Source organism: Paenibacillus sp. PK4536 (genome assembly GCF_028594455.2).
Taxonomy (GTDB): domain Bacteria; phylum Bacillota; class Bacilli; order Paenibacillales; family Paenibacillaceae; genus Saccharibacillus; species Saccharibacillus nuruki.
In genome coordinates this window covers 5,005,702-5,023,418 of the sequence record NZ_CP126313.1, presented here as the reverse complement: position 1 = coordinate 5,023,418, position 17,717 = coordinate 5,005,702, and the positions used below count along the sequence as shown (strand labels likewise).

The 17,717-nt window shown below is 40.6% G+C and carries 15 protein-coding genes and 1 riboswitch; of the genes, 13 read left to right on the top strand and 2 right to left on the bottom strand.

The annotated features are described in order from the left end of the window. The first annotated feature begins 391 nt into the window (after positions 1-391). The 4 genes from hisS (at position 392) to PO903_RS22170 (ending at position 7,093) form a co-directional block, all read left to right on the top strand. Complete coding sequence (gene hisS / locus PO903_RS22185) at positions 392-1,636, top strand: histidine--tRNA ligase (protein ID WP_069329174.1); 1,245 nt, start codon at positions 392-394, stop codon at positions 1,634-1,636. Positions 1,637-1,702: 66 nt separating this feature from the next. Then, complete coding sequence (gene aspS / locus PO903_RS22180; protein ID WP_273594594.1) at positions 1,703-3,493, top strand: aspartate--tRNA ligase; 1,791 nt, start codon at positions 1,703-1,705, stop codon at positions 3,491-3,493. 154 nt (positions 3,494-3,647) lie between these two features. Beyond that, a complete protein-coding gene (locus tag PO903_RS22175) occupies positions 3,648-4,403 on the top strand; it encodes a tRNA threonylcarbamoyladenosine dehydratase (protein WP_069329176.1) in 756 nt (251 codons plus the stop codon). A gap of 557 nt (positions 4,404-4,960) precedes the next feature. Further along, positions 4,961-7,093 carry a HelD family protein gene (locus PO903_RS22170; protein ID WP_273594593.1) on the top strand — a complete coding sequence of 711 codons (2,133 nt, stop codon included), beginning with the start codon at positions 4,961-4,963 and terminating at the stop codon, positions 7,091-7,093. Positions 7,094-7,252: 159 nt separating this feature from the next. Here the strand turns inward: PO903_RS22170 and PO903_RS22165 are convergent, their stop codons facing one another. After that, entirely contained in the window at positions 7,253-7,546 is a 294-nt protein-coding gene (locus PO903_RS22165) for a cupin domain-containing protein (protein WP_083243621.1), read from the bottom strand. Between the two features lie 153 nt (positions 7,547-7,699). On the opposite strand from PO903_RS22165, the gene PO903_RS22160 reads away from it, so the two are divergent. The 3 genes from PO903_RS22160 (at position 7,700) to crcB (PO903_RS22150) (ending at position 9,943) form a co-directional block, all read left to right on the top strand. Beyond that, a complete protein-coding gene (locus PO903_RS22160) occupies positions 7,700-9,019 on the top strand; it encodes a replication-associated recombination protein A (protein WP_069329179.1) in 1,320 nt (439 codons plus the stop codon). A gap of 45 nt (positions 9,020-9,064) precedes the next feature. After that, positions 9,065-9,127, top strand: a riboswitch (Fluoride riboswitch). Between the two features lie 68 nt (positions 9,128-9,195). Beyond that, on the top strand, positions 9,196-9,588 hold the full coding sequence (crcB, locus tag PO903_RS22155; RefSeq protein ID WP_273594592.1) for a fluoride efflux transporter CrcB: 393 nt from the start codon (positions 9,196-9,198) through the stop codon (positions 9,586-9,588). Then, positions 9,578-9,943 (top strand): fluoride efflux transporter CrcB, encoded by a 366-nt coding sequence (gene crcB / locus PO903_RS22150; RefSeq protein ID WP_069329181.1) that lies wholly within the window; start codon positions 9,578-9,580, stop codon positions 9,941-9,943. Before crcB (PO903_RS22155) ends, crcB (PO903_RS22150) begins: the two co-directional genes overlap by 11 nt. A 100-nt stretch (positions 9,944-10,043) precedes the next feature. Here the strand turns inward: crcB (PO903_RS22150) and mnmA are convergent, their stop codons facing one another. Beyond that, positions 10,044-11,168: a tRNA 2-thiouridine(34) synthase MnmA gene (gene mnmA / locus PO903_RS22145; protein WP_137223288.1), complete on the bottom strand. Its 1,125-nt coding sequence runs from the start codon at positions 11,166-11,168 to the stop codon at positions 10,044-10,046. A gap of 332 nt (positions 11,169-11,500) precedes the next feature. Here mnmA and cymR point away from each other — a divergent pair, with 332 nt between their 5' ends. From cymR to PO903_RS22115, 6 genes are all read left to right on the top strand, one after another. After that, the gene (cymR, locus tag PO903_RS22140) at positions 11,501-11,920 is read left to right on the top strand and encodes a cysteine metabolism transcriptional regulator CymR (RefSeq protein ID WP_069329183.1); all 420 of its coding nucleotides are present in this window, start codon (positions 11,501-11,503) and stop codon (positions 11,918-11,920) included. Between the two features lie 114 nt (positions 11,921-12,034). Further along, on the top strand, positions 12,035-13,186 hold the full coding sequence (locus PO903_RS22135) for a cysteine desulfurase family protein (protein ID WP_273594591.1): 1,152 nt from the start codon (positions 12,035-12,037) through the stop codon (positions 13,184-13,186). Between the two features lie 119 nt (positions 13,187-13,305). Beyond that, a complete protein-coding gene (locus PO903_RS22130) occupies positions 13,306-13,812 on the top strand; it encodes a PRC-barrel domain-containing protein (protein WP_137223292.1) in 507 nt (168 codons plus the stop codon). A gap of 28 nt (positions 13,813-13,840) precedes the next feature. Beyond that, positions 13,841-14,035: a YrzR-like zinc ribbon domain gene (locus PO903_RS22125; RefSeq protein ID WP_069329186.1), complete on the top strand. Its 195-nt coding sequence runs from the start codon at positions 13,841-13,843 to the stop codon at positions 14,033-14,035. Positions 14,036-14,589: 554 nt separating this feature from the next. Continuing rightward, complete coding sequence (gene alaS / locus PO903_RS22120; RefSeq protein WP_273594590.1) at positions 14,590-17,217, top strand: alanine--tRNA ligase; 2,628 nt, start codon at positions 14,590-14,592, stop codon at positions 17,215-17,217. Between the two features lie 221 nt (positions 17,218-17,438). Next, entirely contained in the window at positions 17,439-17,699 is a 261-nt protein-coding gene (locus tag PO903_RS22115) for an IreB family regulatory phosphoprotein (protein WP_069329188.1), read from the top strand. The last annotated feature ends 18 nt before the right edge of the window (positions 17,700-17,717 follow it).

Sequence of the window (17,717 nt, the reverse complement as noted above, 5' to 3'; positions counted from 1 at the left end):
ATGATCGATAAAGAGAGGAATTCCATGGCTGGAAGAATTCCCTGTATTCCTTTGTGAAAAGACCTCCCCGAGAACATGATGTGAAAGATAGAAAAGTGAGAACGTGTAGCTGTAAATTGATATTTACAGTATAACTAATCCTTTTGGAATCCAAGTAACTTCATGCGTAGTCAGCGGGCGTTAACCGCTAATGAAGCGAGTGCAATGGTTGTATTCTAAATAAAGCGGTTATCGTTTGATTTAGAACGTTGTATTCGAAATGTGGGTGGTACCACGGGTGAATGGAATAATCCAATCCCTCGTCCCTGTTTTTAATAAACAGAGGCGTGGGATTTTTTTGTGTCATTTAGCAAGAGAATAGAGAATGATTCGAATCAAGGAGGAATACGAAATGGCTTTTCAAAAACCGACAGGTACACAAGATTTTTTACCTGGTAAAGTAGAAAAATGGCAATATGTTGAACAACAAGCACGCGATCTATGTAGACGTTACAACTATCGCGAGATACGTACACCATTATTTGAATCGACAGAATTGTTCCAACGTGGTGTAGGAGAAACAACGGATGTTGTACAAAAGGAAATGTACACGTTTGAAGATAAAGGTGGCAGAAGTATGACGCTACGTCCTGAAGGGACAGCTGGTGTTGTACGTGCATATGCTGAAAATAAATTGTATGGCGAGCCTGATGTCAGCAAATTATATTATATGGGTCCTATGTTCCGTTATGAACGTCCGCAAGCAGGACGTTATCGTCAATTTCATCAGTTCGGTATCGAAGCTTTCGGTTCGATTGATCCAGCAATTGATGCAGAAGTGATTGCACTCGGCTTAGAATTTTTTAGAGAATTAGGATTAAAAGGGGTTACTGTTGAAGTGAACTCTGTTGGTACCGCAGAGACAAGAGCGAACTACAATGAGACTTTGCTTGGATTCTTACGTCCTATGCGAGATACGTTGTGCAAAGATTGTCAAAATCGAATGGAACGTAATCCGATGCGTGTCTTGGATTGCAAAATCGATCATGACAAATTCGTCGATGCACCTTCAATTCTAGATAGCTTGGATGAAGAAAGTACCGCTTATTTTGCCAAAGTAAAAGAGTATTTGGAAATTATGGATGTAGCCTATACGATCAATCCTCGTCTTGTACGTGGTCTGGATTATTACGCACATACTGCTTTTGAATACAAAGCTCAAGGTATTGGAGCGATTGATACTGTTGGTGGCGGAGGACGTTATACCAAGTTAGTCTCTGAAGTCGGTGGACCGGATCAACCAGGAATCGGCTTTGGTATTGGGATGGAACGTCTGCAATTGTTATTGGAAGATCAAGAAGTCGATATTCCAGCGATTCAGCCACTCGATGTATATTTGCTAGCACTCGGTGAAGCGGCAGAAGTAGAAGTCGTGAAGCAATTATTCAAATTACGTAAATTAGGTTTCTCCGCAGAACGAGATTATCTAGGACGTAAAATGAAAGCTCAGATGAAATCAGCTGATCGCTTTAAAGCACGGTATACAGCGATTCTCGGTGAAGATGAATTGCTACGTGGTGAAATTGCTCTAAAACGTATGGATACTGGTGAACAGCAAACTGTCAAAATGGACGAGTTAGCAGATCACTTGAAATAAATATAGTTTTACTTGTGCAATACAAGGTTAGACCATCAACTCAATTTGAAGGAGAATGAATAATTTATGTTAAGGACTCATAACTGTGGACAACTAACAACTGCCAATATTGGCGAAACGATCACTTTGAATGGCTGGGTACAGACTCGTCGTGACTTGGGTGGCGTACTATTTATCGATCTACGTGACCGTACAGGGATTGTACAAGTTGTATTCAACCCTGCATACTCTGGCGATGCTCTACAAATCGCAGATCGTGTTCGTAGTGAATATGTATTAGCTGTTAAAGGCGAAGTGGTATTACGTGAAGATGAGACGATCAACAAAAACTTGCCAACAGGTGAGATTGAAGTACGCATTACTGAAATTGAAGTATTGAATGCAGCCAAAACGCCTCCATTCTTTATCGAAGATGGGATCGAAGTCGACGAATCCGTTCGTTTGAAATATCGTTACTTGGACTTGCGTCGTCCTGAAATGCAAAAAACATTGATGTTGCGTTCTAAAGCAGCTAAAATTTTCCGTGATTTCTTAGATGGTGAAGGCTTTATTGATGTAGAAACACCAATTTTGACAAAGAGTTCACCAGAAGGTGCACGTGATTATCTTGTACCTAGCCGTGTCCATGCAGGCGAATTTTTCGCATTGCCACAATCACCACAGATTTACAAACAATTATTGATGGTGAGTGGATTGGAACGTTATTACCAGATCGCTCGTTGTTTCCGTGATGAAGATTTGCGTTCAGACCGTCAACCGGAATTTACACAGGTCGATATTGAGACTTCTTTCTTAACACAGGACAACTTGCTTGATATGATGGAACAATTAATGGTGAAATTATTTAAAGAAACGGTCAATGTAGATATCCCTACTCCATTCCAACGCATTACACATGCTGATGCCATGGATAAATACGGTTCAGATAAACCAGATCTTCGCTTTGGATTAGAATTGGTTAATGTGAGTGATATTGTAGCTGCAAGTGGTGTTAAAGTATTTGCTTCTGTGATTGAAAAAGGCGGAGAAGTGAAGTGCTTAAACGCTAAAGGTTGTGGCACATGGACTCGTAAAGAAATCGATAGCTTAGAGCCATATGCAGCACGTTATGGCGCTAAAGGTCTAGCTTGGATTCAAGTGAAAGAAGGCGAGCTTAAAGGACCTATCGTTAAATTCTTCAATGAGCAAGAATTAGAGCAAATTAAAGCAGCTGTAGGCGCAGAAGAGGGCGACTTGTTGTTATTCTCTGCGGATACTAAAAAAGTCGTTGCTGATGTATTGGGTGCATTGCGTCTGAAAATCGGAAGCGATCTAGGTCTGATTGATGAGAAAGCATTCAAATTTGTATGGGTAGTAGACTTCCCATTACTTGGTTACGATGAAGATGCGAAACGTTATGTTGCAGAACATCATCCGTTCACACGTCCTCGTGAAGAAGATGTACATTTGTTCGATACAGATCCAGGTCAAATTCGTGCTCAAGCCTACGATATCGTATTGAATGGTTATGAAGTCGGTGGCGGTTCAATGCGTATTTACAAACGTGATGTACAGGAAAAAATGTTCGCAGCATTGGGTCTTCCAGAAGAAGAATCTCGTGATAAATTTGGTTACTTGATGGATGCATTCGAATACGGAACACCTCCACACGGCGGTATTGCATTTGGATTTGACCGTCTAGTGATGTTGCTAGCAGGACGTACAAACTTGCGTGAAACGATCGCATTCCCGAAAACAGCCAATGCTACAGATCTATTGATGAATGCACCATCTGAAGTCGATACTTCTCAACTTCAACAATTGCATATCAAATTGGCTAAAAAACCGGGCGATGACAAAAAACAAGAAAATAAATAAAATCATTTAAAATATTCTGGGCAATGTGATATAAGGGTATTTTAAATATGCTTGCTCAGAATACTTTTGTTATATAGCTCTTAGAACGTACAATACATTAGAGCTATTTATATGAAGTTCAGTCTTCCACTCATGAAGAAAGGAGTGAATATTGATGTTAAACCAATTTTCACGTACAGAACTTGCTTTTGGCTCAGAAGGTATGGAAGTAATGAAAAATAGTACTGTTGCTGTGTTAGGTATTGGTGGAGTCGGCGGAATTGCTGTTGAAGCCCTCGCACGTACAGGTATCGGACGTATTATTTTGATCGACAAAGATACGGTTGATATTACTAACATCAATCGCCAAATTCATGCGCTAACAACTACGGTTGGACAAAAGAAAGCGGATCTAATGGTGGATCGTGTCAAATTGATCAATCCTGAATGTGACGCAATCGCACTAAACATGTTCTATACCGAAGAAACGTATGAAGAATTGTTTAAATATGATCTCGATTATGTAATCGATGCTTCAGACACGATCATTTATAAAATCCATTTGATCAAACAATGCCTAGAACGCAAAATCCCTGTCATTTCGAGTATGGGTGCAGCTAACAAAATGGACCCGAGTCAATTTCAGGTAGCCGATATTTCGCAGACCAAAATGGACCCGATTGCACGTATCGTTCGTACCAAATTACGTCAAGAAGGCATCAAAAAAGGCGTGAAAGTCGTATTTTCTACCGAAAAACCGATGAAACCACGTCAGGATATTACGGACAAAATCGTGCCTGAAAATGCACCGGAAATCCGTAAAGCCAAACAACCACCAGCAAGTAACGCTTTCGTACCCCCTGTAGCAGGACTCATCATGGTCAGCGTCACTGTCCGCGATCTGCTTGAAAAGAATGGTATCGAACTCTAAAATACAATGCTAAGTAAGTTTTCATAAGAAAGAGCATGCTATCTTCCAAAGATACATGCTCTTTTCTTATCATTCTTTTCAAAGATAATCGGTATAAGCTCATAATCATTTACGATGTTGCTATTGCTAACGTAAAATAATCTTCATTCCAACGTAGCGTAAGAAATGGATATGTTCTGAAAGTCGCCTTTGAAGTGGAATCCCGACTGCTATGCAGTCTAATCAAAGGATTCCATTTCACCAGCGACGGCAAGAACAAAGCCTTTTCTGAAGCGAATGATGCCCACAGCGAGCATTTAAAAACAAATCAATCCATAGATTTCCGCCAAAAAGAACTAGTTTTTTCAAAATGCTTGTGGTATATTAAAAATCCTTTGTTAATGGCAAAACTATAAACATAAGCGCAGACTGACCTGAAAATAGTACACATGCTACCGTATTCGCTTTGCAAAAAGTGATCATGAGAAGTGTACCTTTTTACTGTTACGTCTGCGTTTTGTTTTTTTTGCGTGCTTAACAAAGAGATCATAAGTAGATTTCTTAGGAGGTAACTGAAATTGGAGGACAACTTTCAAAGTGCCTATCAAGAAGAGCAAGACAAGTTGCAACAAACGGTTGTTGAGATCGATGAACAACTCGAGCGTTTAAGCCAGATTCCTGTCTATACCGGTCATGATTTTACCGAGCAGATTTTGGAATCAGGTCGTGAACAGCAACGTCAATCTCTTTCGAAAAGCGCACAAGCACCGTATTTTGGTCGACTCGATTTTGCAGAAGGAGAAGAAGGAGCGCGTCAACCGCTGTATATTGGCAAGATTGGCGTAGGTAAGTCTGAAGTGGATGATCAGCCATTAGTGATTGATTGGCGAGCACCGGTTGCCAGTTTGTTTTACTCATTTACAGGCGGAGATGAAGCAGCAGTCTATGAAGCTCCAGAAGGATTCATTCAAGGATTAGTCTATTTGAAACGCAATATTGTGATTCATCAACGGATGTTAGAACGTCTAGCAGATACGTATGATCGTGAAAGTACAGAACCTGCGGTCACTGATGAATTTCTGGTGTATCGTCTGGGCGAAAATAAAGATAATAAATTGCGTGATATTGTATCTACGATTCAAGCCGAGCAAGATCGGATTATCCGTGCCGCTAAAAATACAGCACTGGTGATTCAAGGAGTAGCCGGTAGTGGGAAAACAACCGTTGCTCTGCATCGCTTAGCTTTTTTACTGTATCAATATCAAGAGCAAGTATCTGCCGATAAAATGATTATTTTTGCACCTAACCATATGTTTTTAGACTACATTTCAGAAGTGTTACCTGAACTGGGTGTAGGTGATATTCAGCAAAGTACATTCAGTGACTGGGCGCAACAGATTCTTAAAAGTGATATCCGTCTCGTTCCTCAATCAGAGACGTATGATTACTGGTTTGAAAATACCGATCGTCCAGCTGTAACCGATCATACCCCTTCTCGTTATAAAGGATCGCTTGTATTTATGCAGTTGATTCGTCAGTATATCGAAGTGCTTGAGCAGACAGCAGTTCCTGATATGGACTTTAATCCATGGGACGGAGCAATTTTGCCACAAGATGAGATATTGGAATGGTTCAATAATGAATACAAACACTATCCACTAGCGAAGCGTAAAGAGCGAGTGATGGCACGTGTTCACCGCTGGGTAGAAATGCAGTTAAAAATAGCGCCTTCCGAAGCTATCCGTAAAGAGCGTAAGAAAAAAGCAGCTCAACGGGAAAAAGCATACTTAAATAAATGGCCGAAATACGAGCCGTTAACATTATATAAACAACTATTTAAAGCAATTAAAAGTAATAGTCTCACTGAAAATCTGCAACCGATCTGGGAACAGATTCCGACTGATGTTATCAAAATTGTTTCTAGTGAATTGAAAAAAGATCGTATTCGTGAAGATGATCTGCCAGCGCTGGTATATATCCATACGTTACTTCATGAGATGGAAGCCGAACATCGCTTTGACCATGTGGTGATGGATGAAGCGCAAGACTTTTCGCCTTTCCATGTGTCTTTATTAGATCATTATGTACGAGGTAGTTCATTTACGATACTGGGCGATTTGTCGCAGGGGATTCATGCGTATCGAGGTGTACACCAATGGGAAGAAATAAGCAGTCTATTTGCTTCGGAGCAGACCGATTACTTCCCTCTAACTCGAAGTTATCGTTCAACGATGGAAATTATCGAATTTGCAAATATTATTTTGAATAAAGGTGTACAAAATGGTATCACCGCTGTACCTGTATTCCGTAGTGGTGATCCGGTACAGATGATTCCTTGTCTTCCGGATTCACGTGTAGAGACGATTAAGTCACACTGGCAACAATTGCAAGCTAAAGAGTACCGCACAACTGCTATTCTGACACGTACTCTGCATGAAGCGATAGCGCTACATCAACAACTGACTGAACAAGGGATAGACATCCATTTAATTGATGGAGGCAAAGCTGCTTATCAAGGTGGACATTCGATTCTACCTGTGTATTTGTCTAAAGGGTTAGAATTTGATGCAGTGATCGTCACTGATGTAGATACGGATCATTATCGTAATGATGATTGGGATGCCAAATTATTGTATGTTGGATGTACGCGTGCATTGCACGAATTGTGGATTATGCATGGTCAACAAGTACCTGATTATATTAGTAGATAACAATAATTAAAATGTAGAGTGGAGTAAGGATACTCATTCTATACAATCAAGTCAAAATGCTAAAAAGAGAGTACCGTATACAGTGAATCTGTATATGGACTCTCTTTCTGCTTTTTGTGCAAAATAATGTTAAAATAAAGAGACGTTCTTTCGCCCAATTTAGGATTTGATAACTAAAATAGAGGTATCTTCAAGGGCTTTGAGAGAATGAAATTCATCAGGTTCCATAATCAAAACTTCATGAGGAGAAAGTATAATTTCTTGATCTGATACGGTAAAAGCTACTTTTCCACTTTTGACCACAATGAACACATGCTTAGGGCTTTTGTGAGTAGGAATTTCTTGATTCGCACTTAATTGTAAATGAACAATCTGACGTGCTTCGGTATTGTAGATCGAAGTTAGTTTTTTATCCTGTTGTGGTATTACTGTATCTAATAAAATGGTTTGCATACTATCGTCTCCTTCAAGTGTTTAGCATAAGGCAATTATTAGGGTTGTTGTTAACCTGCTTTTACTATAGATCGAAATCAGAATCATCTAGGTGATTACAGTCACTACAAATGTGACAGTATAAATGAGTCAGTATAGATAGGATGTGAACGTATGGATTTATTTTCTTATGAAGACAGTGGCAATGGTTCTGGATCAGAGAGTATGGGTGTACTGGCAGATCGGATGCGTCCACAGTCGCTCGATGAATATATAGGGCAAGAACAGATTGTCGGTCAAGGTAAATTACTACGACGTGCGATTGAAGCAGATCAAGTATCATCGATCTTATTATACGGCCCACCAGGGTGTGGCAAAACGACATTAGCACACATTATTTCAAAGCATACACAAGCTGAATTTGTACGACTAAATGCTGTAGAAGCCACAGTTAAAGAAGTGCGTGAAGTGATCGAACGGGCACAGACGAATAAGTCGTTATACGGTACCAAAACGATTCTTTTTCTAGATGAAGTCCATCGGTTTAACAGCTCTCGTCAAGATGCACTATTACCTGCTGTAGAAAAAGGAACGATTATTTTTATAGGCGCTACCACTGAAAATCCTTTTCATTATGTGAATGGCGCTTTGATGAGTCGCTCGACTCTTTTTCAATTAGAGTCATTGAATCAAGAACATTCGATGATTGCAATGAAGCGTGCATTGAGCGATTCACAGCGTGGACTTGGATTTATGCAATTACAAGTGGATGAAGAAGCATTACAACATATCGCTTCTATGGCTAATGGAGATATTCGGCGAGCACTTAATGCGCTGGAACTGGCTGCTGTGACTACACCACCAGACAGTGAAGGCAATATTCATGTCACTCTAGAAGTAGCAGAAGAATCGATTCGTCGTCCGATTGTAAGGGCAGATGAGTCGACTCAATATGATGTATTGTCTGCTTTTCACAAAAGTATACGGGGCTCTAGTGATGCCGCTCTATTCTGGTTCTTATATGCAGTTGAAAAGTTAGGGATGGACCCGATGACTTTCCTAAGACGCTTAATCGCTGCCAGTAGTGAAGATATCGGACTGGCTAACCCACAAGCGATGATTCAATCACTAGGCGCATTAGATGCGTATCGTACAAATGGATGGCCTGAGGCGAAGCTCAATATTGCGCAAGCGATTCTATTTGCTGTCGAAAGTCCGAAGTCTAATGCTGTCTATACTGCCATCTCTAGTGCAATGTCGGCTATTGATGAGATCAAGTCTGCTGAAGTTCCTTTGCATTTACGAGATACTCATTACAAAGGATCAGCACAGTTAGGGCATGAAGGATATAAGTATCCGCATAACTTCCCGAATCATTTTGTCAAACAAGAGTATTTGCCGAAAGGGATTTCTCGTAAAGTGTTTTATCAAGCGACAGAACAGGGCAATGAATCGAAGATTAAGCTCAATCAAGAACGCAGACGAGGATTATAATATGCCATTCTTTACAAACTAATAGGCATACGTTATATTAAAATCAATAAAATCGGCGATGGAGTTCGCCATTGACTGCTGATTTCAGCTAATGACTCCTACTTGTTTAAGCACAGGATTGCTGTGTCTTGATCGAGTAGGAGTTATTTTTATGTACAGGAAAGGGGATCATAAATATGTATTATGTCTGGGTAGCTCTATTTGGCGTATTGGGAGCACTATGTCGTTATCTAATAGGAGTATGGATTGTAAGCCCGGGATTTCCGCTGGCAACATTAATCATTAATATTGCTGGCTGTTTTCTGTTAGCGATAGTGATGAAATACTTAGCTGAACTTCCTTATATCTCAAAAGTAATGATTACCGCGCTGGGCACAGGCTTTGTAGGTTCATTTACTACCTTTTCAACATTTAGTGTGGAAAGTATAGAGCTGATCGAAAAACACTGGTACGGTACAGCAATACTTTATATCGGAGCCAGTCTTATCGGTGGATTGTTATCTTCGCGCTTCGGATTCTATGTGAGCGAACAATGGTTGAATAGAAGGAGGAATCGTCATGCTCATTAATATGCTGTTGGTATCAGTAGGAGCGGTATTTGGCGTGTTGACTCGCTTATTATTATCCAACTGGATGAAAACCAAGTGGCCGATGCAATTTCCTTTAGCGACGCTATGTATTAATATCAGCGGTTCTTTTTTGTTAGGATTATTATTCGCTTCAGGGTTAAATAGTCATTTTCAATTGTTGATTGGTACTGGTTTTATGGGCAGTTATACTACGTTCTCAACATTTAAGTTAGAAAATATTGAATTACATTTGAAAAAAAAGTATCGTATCTTCTGGAGCTATATCGGTGCTTCCTATGTACTGGGCATAGGATTTGCTGCATTGGGGCTATGGATAGGAAATACGTATTTATAAGTTTGTGATTAAGAAGTATGAGAAACAGCAAAGAGTTACTGATAACGATCATCAGTAACTCTTTGCTGTTATTACATATTTAACTTAGTTTCTATAACAATTACACAACGGCTTCGTAAGCTACTTTTTCAACGACATCAATCGTACCGCCACCTAGACAAAGTTCTCCATCATAGAAAACAACTGCTTGTCCTGGGGTGATTGCTTTTTGTGGCTCATCAAATTGCACATGGACATTGCCATCAGCTTGCCATGTCAACGTCACACCTTGATCCGGTTGACGGTAACGGAACTTCGCTACGCAATGAAGAGTTGAACCCACTGCATGTTCAGAACCATCAATCCAGTTCATTACAGATGCTACAAGACCCGTCGAATACAGACTTGGATGTTGATCACCTTGTACAACATACAAAATGTTTTGATCCAAATCTTTGTCAGCGACAAACCACGGATTACCATTTCCTGAACCGCCAATTCCCAATCCTTGACGTTGCCCAAGAGTGTAATACATCAATCCATCATGATCGCCTTTGACTTCACCTGTTGCAATATCAATCATTTTGCCCGATTTGGCAGGTAAGTATCCACTTAGAAATTCACGGAAATTACGTTCACCGATAAAGCATACGCCAGTGCTATCTTTTTTCTTCGCTGTATATAGACCTGCTTCTTCTGCAATACGGCGAACTTCTGGTTTAGGTAAATGACCGATCGGGAACATCGTTTTAGATAATTGTTTTTGATTCAACGCATTCAGGAAATACGTTTGATCTTTGCCATTATCAATACCACGTAGCAACTGGAATACACCATCTTTTTCAATAACACGTGCATAATGACCTGTAGCGACATAATCAGCACCTAGATCCATCGCTTTGTTCAAAAACTCACCGAACTTGATTTCACGGTTACACATCACGTCTGGATTCGGTGTGCGTCCACGTTTGTATTCGTCTAAGAAATACGTAAATACTTTATCAAAGTATTCTTTTTCAAAATTCACTGTATAGTAAGGAATACCGATCTGTTCACAGACCCGGCGCACATCCTCTGAATCTTCTTCTGCTGTACAATGACCGAATTCATCGGTATCATCCCAGTTTTTCATAAAAATTCCGATCACATCATAACCTTGTTGTTTGAGTAGCAACGCGGTCACTGAGGAATCGACTCCGCCGGACATACCGACAACGACACGAGTGTCTGCTTTTGCTTTTTCCATTTGTACTCACCACTTTATATAAGATGAGATGATTCTGTATTATTTGCTAAATGGATCATATTCTGTACCCAATAATAAGAATTCATCTGTAAAAGGTATATCTAACCGACAGCAATAATTCATTGTACCATTTTCTTGCAAGATCGCGTGGAGAAAAGCACGAATAATTTCCCATAAAGCCTGTATATATGTTACGATAGGTCACAAGAATGATCGGAATACAGTGAATTATCGAAATTTTACGATACGTGCAACTATTAATAATAATTGAGGTTGTTCAATAAATCAACGATTTATCATTGTTTTTGCCAAATTTAAGTGAGGTGCCCTATATGAAGATATCAACTAAAGGACGTTACGGTCTAACAATCATGATGGAATTGTCTTCCCGCTTTGGTGAAGGCCCTACATCACTCAAAAGTATTGCTGAAAAAAATCAACTATCTGAACACTATTTGGAGCAGTTAATCGCTCCACTTCGTAATGCCGGATTAGTAAAAAGTATCCGCGGGGCTTATGGCGGTTATATTTTATCACGTGAACCGGAGACGATTACAGCAGGCGAAGTTATTCGTGTACTCGAAGGTCCCATTTCCGTTGTTGATTTTACCGATGAAGATGTAGCTGCTAAGCGTCATCTATGGATGCAGATTCGTGATGCCATCGCTCAAGTCATTGATTCAACGACACTTAAAGATCTGATCACGTACCGTGAGCAAGGTCAAGAAGACAATTATATGTTTTATATCTAAATTCGATATAGACAACAAGACGGAGGGGAATCCGCAGGTATATGGCTGCTCCCTTCCGTTTTTTGCTGTCTTTGTACGTATATTTTATTTTCCGATACAGAAAGGTGAATTGATATGAACGCTATTTATTTAGACCATGCAGCTTCTACTCCGATCCATCCACAAGTGGCTGAACGTATGTTACAGGTAATGACCCATACCCACGGTAATGCTTCAAGTGTGCATGCTTTCGGACGCTCTGCCAAAAAAGTAGTCAGTGGAGCTAGAGACCAAATCGCTAAAGATCTAGGTTGTCGTCCGGATGAATTGGTATTTACCGCAGGAGGAACCGAAAGTGATAATCTCGCTTTATTTGGGATTGCTGAATCCTTAAGTCATAAAGGCAAACATATCATCACATCACAGATTGAACACCATGCGGTACTTCATGCTTGTGAAGCGTTAGAACAGCGTGGTTATGAAGTAACTTATTTGCCTGTTAATGCTCATGGATTAGTTTCTATAGAAGAAGTAGAAGCGGCTATTCGCCCGGATACGATATTGATCAGTATTATGTTTGGTAACAATGAAGTAGGAACCATTCAGCCGATTACAGAGATTGGACAATTAGCACGTGCCAAAAATATTATTTTTCATACCGATGCTGTTCAAGCACTAGGTGCTATTCCTTTGAACTGTCATGAGTTACCTGTAGATTTAATTAGCTTTTCTTCTCACAAAATCAATGGTCCACAAGGGATCGGTGCACTATATATACGTCATGGAGTCAAAGTAGAACCTGTATTGTACGGCGGTCTACAAGAACGCAAGCGTCGTGCAGGAACGGAGAATTTAGCGGGTATTGCAGGCTTTGCACAAGCGGTAGAACTTGCTGTACAAGGACTATCTGAGCGCATCAACCATCTGGAATCATTACGTGCATACATGTTAGAAGAATTAGAACAACAAGTCGGTACCGAAGGGTATGTTGTCAATACACCTATCGATCAATCGCTACCTCATATTCTGAATATTAGCTTTCCCGGCGTGAAAAGTGAAACGATGTTAATGAATCTCGATATGGAAAATATTGCAGCTGCCAGTGGATCAGCATGTACTTCAGGTTCACTCGAATTGTCACATGTTCTTCAAGCAATGAAAATTCCTGAAAATCTCTTGAATTCGGCGATTCGCTTTAGCTTTGGGATGGGTAATACTAGGGAAGAAATAGCATATGCTACACAAAAGATTGCAACTATTTTAAAGCGTATACGTAGTAGAAATTAGGGCTCCCCTGTGTGGTGAATAATAAGGGAGGGAAGATGATCATATGACGCCAACAGCCGGGCAAGAAAGAAATGATTTTCTTCCTGCGCAATCTATGCGATGAGGAGGTCCTGAGCGTTATGAAGATGCAGGGAATGATTGGACTTGCTGTATTTGATATTGAAGATGGCAAGCAACTTGGTAAAATTCATGACTTTATATTAAGCGAAGACTGGTCGGTTCAGGGTTTTGAACTGGAAGGTAAAAGCTTTTTCTCATTACAAGTGCGTACCATACTATGGGAAGATATTGTGTCTTATGGAGAAGACGCTATTATGATTCGCAATCAACAGGCAGTCCGCCAGATCGCGGCTGACGATATTAAACATACATTTTTGATCGGTCAAAACAAAATTAAAGATATGCCTCTGCTTACCAGTGATGGAGCAATGTTAGGCTATGTGTCTGATGTTTATTTTGATCATGAGTTGGGTAAAAGCATTACCGGGATTGAAATCAGTGATGGCTTTATCTCGGATATGATAGGCGGAAGAAAGTGGCTTCCAGTAAGTGGACAAGTTGCTTTTGGTGAAAGCGCGATTATGGTGCCGATTGAAAGTAATGAACGCCTACAGGAATGTCATTAAACTTGGAGACGGATAGGGTGAGCGCTGAATGAAATGTCCAAATTGTAGTTCAAAAGATATTGGTAAAATTGGTTCCCATCAATTTTATTGCTGGGGTTGCTTTATTGAGTTAACTGTTAATGGCGGTAAAATGTCTGTGTATCAAGTCGAAGAAGACGGCACACTGAGTTCATTAGACGATTTGTTTGTCGAAGAACCTGTAGCTATGTATACACAAGCTTGAGCCTTTTTAGAAACGTGAACGATGTATAGAGTGGCGAATATCGGCTGTTCCGACAGCGCGATACAATTCTTATCTTATACATACTACGTGTATCAGCGCTATTTTAAAAACCCCGTCTTGTATTGCACATCTGTAGAGGTGGCGATAGAAGTCGGGGCTTTTAAGCATGATGGATGCGATTGACAGACGTATGGGCGCTAGATATACTGATATAGTTGTTAAAGAACCGTGAAATTTCGGAACATGAACGTTAGGTGAGCCGAAATAAAGGAGATCCAGGCATACATCTTTTGTTACACAGGTAATTGAAGTGATGACCGAACCCTACATAGTGTTAATCGGATGTATTCAGCGGTTAAGAGTCACTTATTCAAGAGACCTATATACAATAAAAGAGCGGTTGCAGGGAATATTGTTAGATATACACCAGAACACCGCCCCTGATTTTGCGCAGGGCGCTTTTTTTTTACCGACTTGTCAAGCGATACAGGTTGGATAGATTACTGGATCACCAAGAAATTGATGTTTAACTATTCTGAGGAGGCTCATTACTTATGAAAGCAAGTGAAATTCGTTCCAAATGGCTCGCTTTTTTCGAAAGCAAAGGACACAATGTTGAGCCAAGCGCTCCGTTAGTTCCTCATAATGATCCATCTCTATTGTGGATTAATGCAGGGATGGCTCCACTCAAAGCTTATTTTGATGGACGCGAAAAACCTGAAAATCCACGTATTACGAATTCGCAGAAATGTATTCGTACCAATGATATTGAAAATGTAGGAAAAACACGTCGTCACCATACGTTTTTTGAAATGCTAGGAAACTTCTCGATCGGTGACTATTTCAAAGAAGAAGCGATCACATGGGCTTGGGAATTTTTGACGGGCAAAGAGTGGATTGGATTTGATCCAGAACGTTTATCTGTAACGGTATATCCAGAAGACGAAGAAGCTTTCAAATTGTGGAACGAGAAAATCGGCCTACCTGCTGAACGTATTATTCGTTTGGAAGAAAATTTCTGGGATATCGGTGAAGGCCCTTGTGGACCTTGTAGTGAGATCTTCTATGATCGTGGAGATGCTTATGGCGCTCTTGATCCGAATGATCCTGAGATGTATCCAGGTGGAGAAAATGAACGTTTCCTGGAAGTATGGAACCTTGTATTCTCTCAATTTAATCATAACAAAGATGGTAGCTACACACCGCTACCGAACAAAAACATAGATACAGGTGCAGGGTTAGAGCGTTTTGCTTCGATTTTGCAAGAAGTGGATTCTAATTTTGATACCGACTTGTTCCAACCGATTATTCAACAAGCCGCTCAAATTGCGGGTGTAACGTATAAACAAAATGAAGAAACCGATGTAGCGTTGAAAGTCATTGCTGACCATATTCGTACGGTTGCTTTTGCAGCAGCAGATGGCGTATTGCCTTCGAACGAAGGACGCGGTTATGTTATCCGTCGATTGTTACGTCGTGCAGTGCGTTATGGTAAAGTGATCGGTCTGGATAAACCGTTCTTGTTCAGCTTAACCGGTATTGTAGGCGAGATTATGGGCGTCTATTATCCAGAAGTAGTATCCAAGCGTGAATTTATCGAGAAAATTATTCGTACAGAAGAAGAGCGTTTCCATGAGACGTTATCCGATGGTTTGAATATTTTGGCTGATCTGAGTACACAAGCGAAGCAAAATGGACAAACAGCGATCAGTGGCGCAGAAGCGTTTAAATTGTATGATACGTATGGTTTCCCATTTGATTTGACAGAAGACTATGCAGCTGAAAATGGATTGACTGTAGATCGTGCAGGCTTCGATACAGCAATGCAAGAGCAACGTGATCGTGCTCGTGCAGCTCGTCAAGATAGTGGTAGTATGAAAGTACAAGGTGGCGTATTGTCTGATTTTGAAGGCAAAAGTGAATTTATCGGTTATGAGCAGTTAACCGTACAAGCTACTGTAGTCGCATTGATTCAAGAAGAAGCTTCGGTCGACCGTGTCGGTGAAGGTCAACAGTGTCAGGTGATTCTAGATGTGACTCCTTTCTATGCTGAAAGTGGTGGTCAGATCAGTGACGTAGGACGTTTGAGCAACGATACTGTAGAAGCTTCTGTTGAAGGATTGTTCAAAGCTCCACGCGGACAATTTGTGCATATCGTAACGGTAAGTTCGGGTGAACTTCATATCGGTGATGTGGTTACAGCAGAAGTAGATGCACCAAATCGTAACGATATTATCAAAAACCATACCGCGACTCATTTACTTCATCAAGCACTTAAAGATGTATTGGGTACACATGTTAATCAGGCAGGTTCACTGGTTGAAGCAGAGCGTTTACGTTTTGACTTTTCTCACTTCGGTAGTATCACACCGGAAGAACTGGCAGATATCGAACGTCGTGTGAATCAGGAAATCTGGAAAGGTCTTGATGTCGAGATCGAGTACAAAGGTATTGACGAAGCGAAAGCGATGGGTGCTATGGCACTATTCGGCGAGAAATATGGCGATATCGTACGTGTTGTACAGATTGGCGATTACAGTATTGAGCTATGTGGTGGTTGTCATGTCGATAACACAGCACGTATTGGATTGTTCAAATTAGTATCTGAAAGTGGTATTGGTTCGGGTGTACGCCGTATCGAAGCTGTTACAGGACGCCTAGCTTACATGTTCTTGGATAGCCAATTGGATATTCTAAAGCAAGCTGCGGTACAATTGAAATCAAATGTACATGATGTGCCTAAACGCATCGAGTCATTGAACCAACAACTTCGCGATCTAGGTCGTGACAATGAATCTCTACAAAGTAAATTAAGCTTGATCGAAGCAGGTCAATTAACAGACAAAGTAGAAATGATTGGTTCTACACCATTGTTGGCTGTATCTGTCCATGTTCCAAGTATGGATGCTTTACGTGGTCTAGCAGACGAATTGAAAGGCAAATTGCCTGAAGCAGTGCTTGTATTAGGAGCTGCTCAAGACGATAAAGTAAACTTTGTAGTCGTTGTTCCGAAATCAGGTATTGAGCGTGGACTTCATGCTGGTAAATTGGTTAAAGAAGTCGCTGCTATCTGTGGTGGTGGCGGTGGTGGTCGTCCAGATATGGCACAAGCCGGTGGTAAAGATGCTTCCAAATTAGCTGAAGCTCTTGAAGCAGCCAAACAACATGTAGCATCCATCTAAGTGATATTAGTATCAGATAATGGGTACAAAATAGAAGGAATAGCGTGTTAGATTCAAAAAGTTGAAACAATTTTGTAACTTTTTGAATAGTTTTAACGTAAATATTCCTTGTATATCCCTTGTTGTGTTATGATGAAAAAGAATCAGCATGAACAGCAAGGGATTCCATTTTGAGGAAGTGTACAAGTATACACTTTTTCCAAAAAGCGAGGTGTCAGCGAGTGGACTCCATGGATAAAACAGTTAAATTTAATGTGAAGGGTGACGAGCACGAAACCTCTTCTCAGGAAATACTTCTCACTGTATACGATGCACTGGTTGAGAAGGAATACAACCCGATCAATCAAATGGTCGGATATTTGATCTCAGGGGACCCCGCTTACATTCCCCGGCATAAGAATGCTCGAAGTTTGATCGGCAAAAAAGAGCGGGATGAATTAATAGAAGAACTGGTCCGATCCTACCTGGCCAGTCATCGGTAGAGACGGAGCGTACAAGAA

Excerpts from the sequence above, each read along its gene's own strand:
- PO903_RS22130 (WP_137223292.1), top strand. The coding sequence starts at position 13,306 with ATGAAGATGCAGGGAATGATTGGACTTGCTGTATTTGATATTGAAGAT.
- crcB (WP_069329181.1), top strand. The coding sequence starts at position 9,578 with ATGCTCATTAATATGCTGTTGGTATCAGTAGGAGCGGTATTTGGCGTG.
- cymR (WP_069329183.1), top strand. The coding sequence starts at position 11,501 with ATGAAGATATCAACTAAAGGACGTTACGGTCTAACAATCATGATGGAA.
- PO903_RS22160 (WP_069329179.1), top strand. The coding sequence starts at position 7,700 with ATGGATTTATTTTCTTATGAAGACAGTGGCAATGGTTCTGGATCAGAG.
- alaS (WP_273594590.1), top strand. The coding sequence starts at position 14,590 with ATGAAAGCAAGTGAAATTCGTTCCAAATGGCTCGCTTTTTTCGAAAGC.
- PO903_RS22125 (WP_069329186.1), top strand. The coding sequence starts at position 13,841 with ATGAAATGTCCAAATTGTAGTTCAAAAGATATTGGTAAAATTGGTTCC.
- mnmA (WP_137223288.1), bottom strand. The coding sequence starts at position 11,168 with ATGGAAAAAGCAAAAGCAGACACTCGTGTCGTTGTCGGTATGTCCGGC.
- crcB (WP_273594592.1), top strand. The coding sequence starts at position 9,196 with ATGTATTATGTCTGGGTAGCTCTATTTGGCGTATTGGGAGCACTATGT.
- PO903_RS22175 (WP_069329176.1), top strand. The coding sequence starts at position 3,648 with ATGTTAAACCAATTTTCACGTACAGAACTTGCTTTTGGCTCAGAAGGT.
- aspS (WP_273594594.1), top strand. The coding sequence starts at position 1,703 with ATGTTAAGGACTCATAACTGTGGACAACTAACAACTGCCAATATTGGC.
- PO903_RS22165 (WP_083243621.1), bottom strand. The coding sequence starts at position 7,546 with ATGCAAACCATTTTATTAGATACAGTAATACCACAACAGGATAAAAAA.
- PO903_RS22135 (WP_273594591.1), top strand. The coding sequence starts at position 12,035 with ATGAACGCTATTTATTTAGACCATGCAGCTTCTACTCCGATCCATCCA.
- hisS (WP_069329174.1), top strand. The coding sequence starts at position 392 with ATGGCTTTTCAAAAACCGACAGGTACACAAGATTTTTTACCTGGTAAA.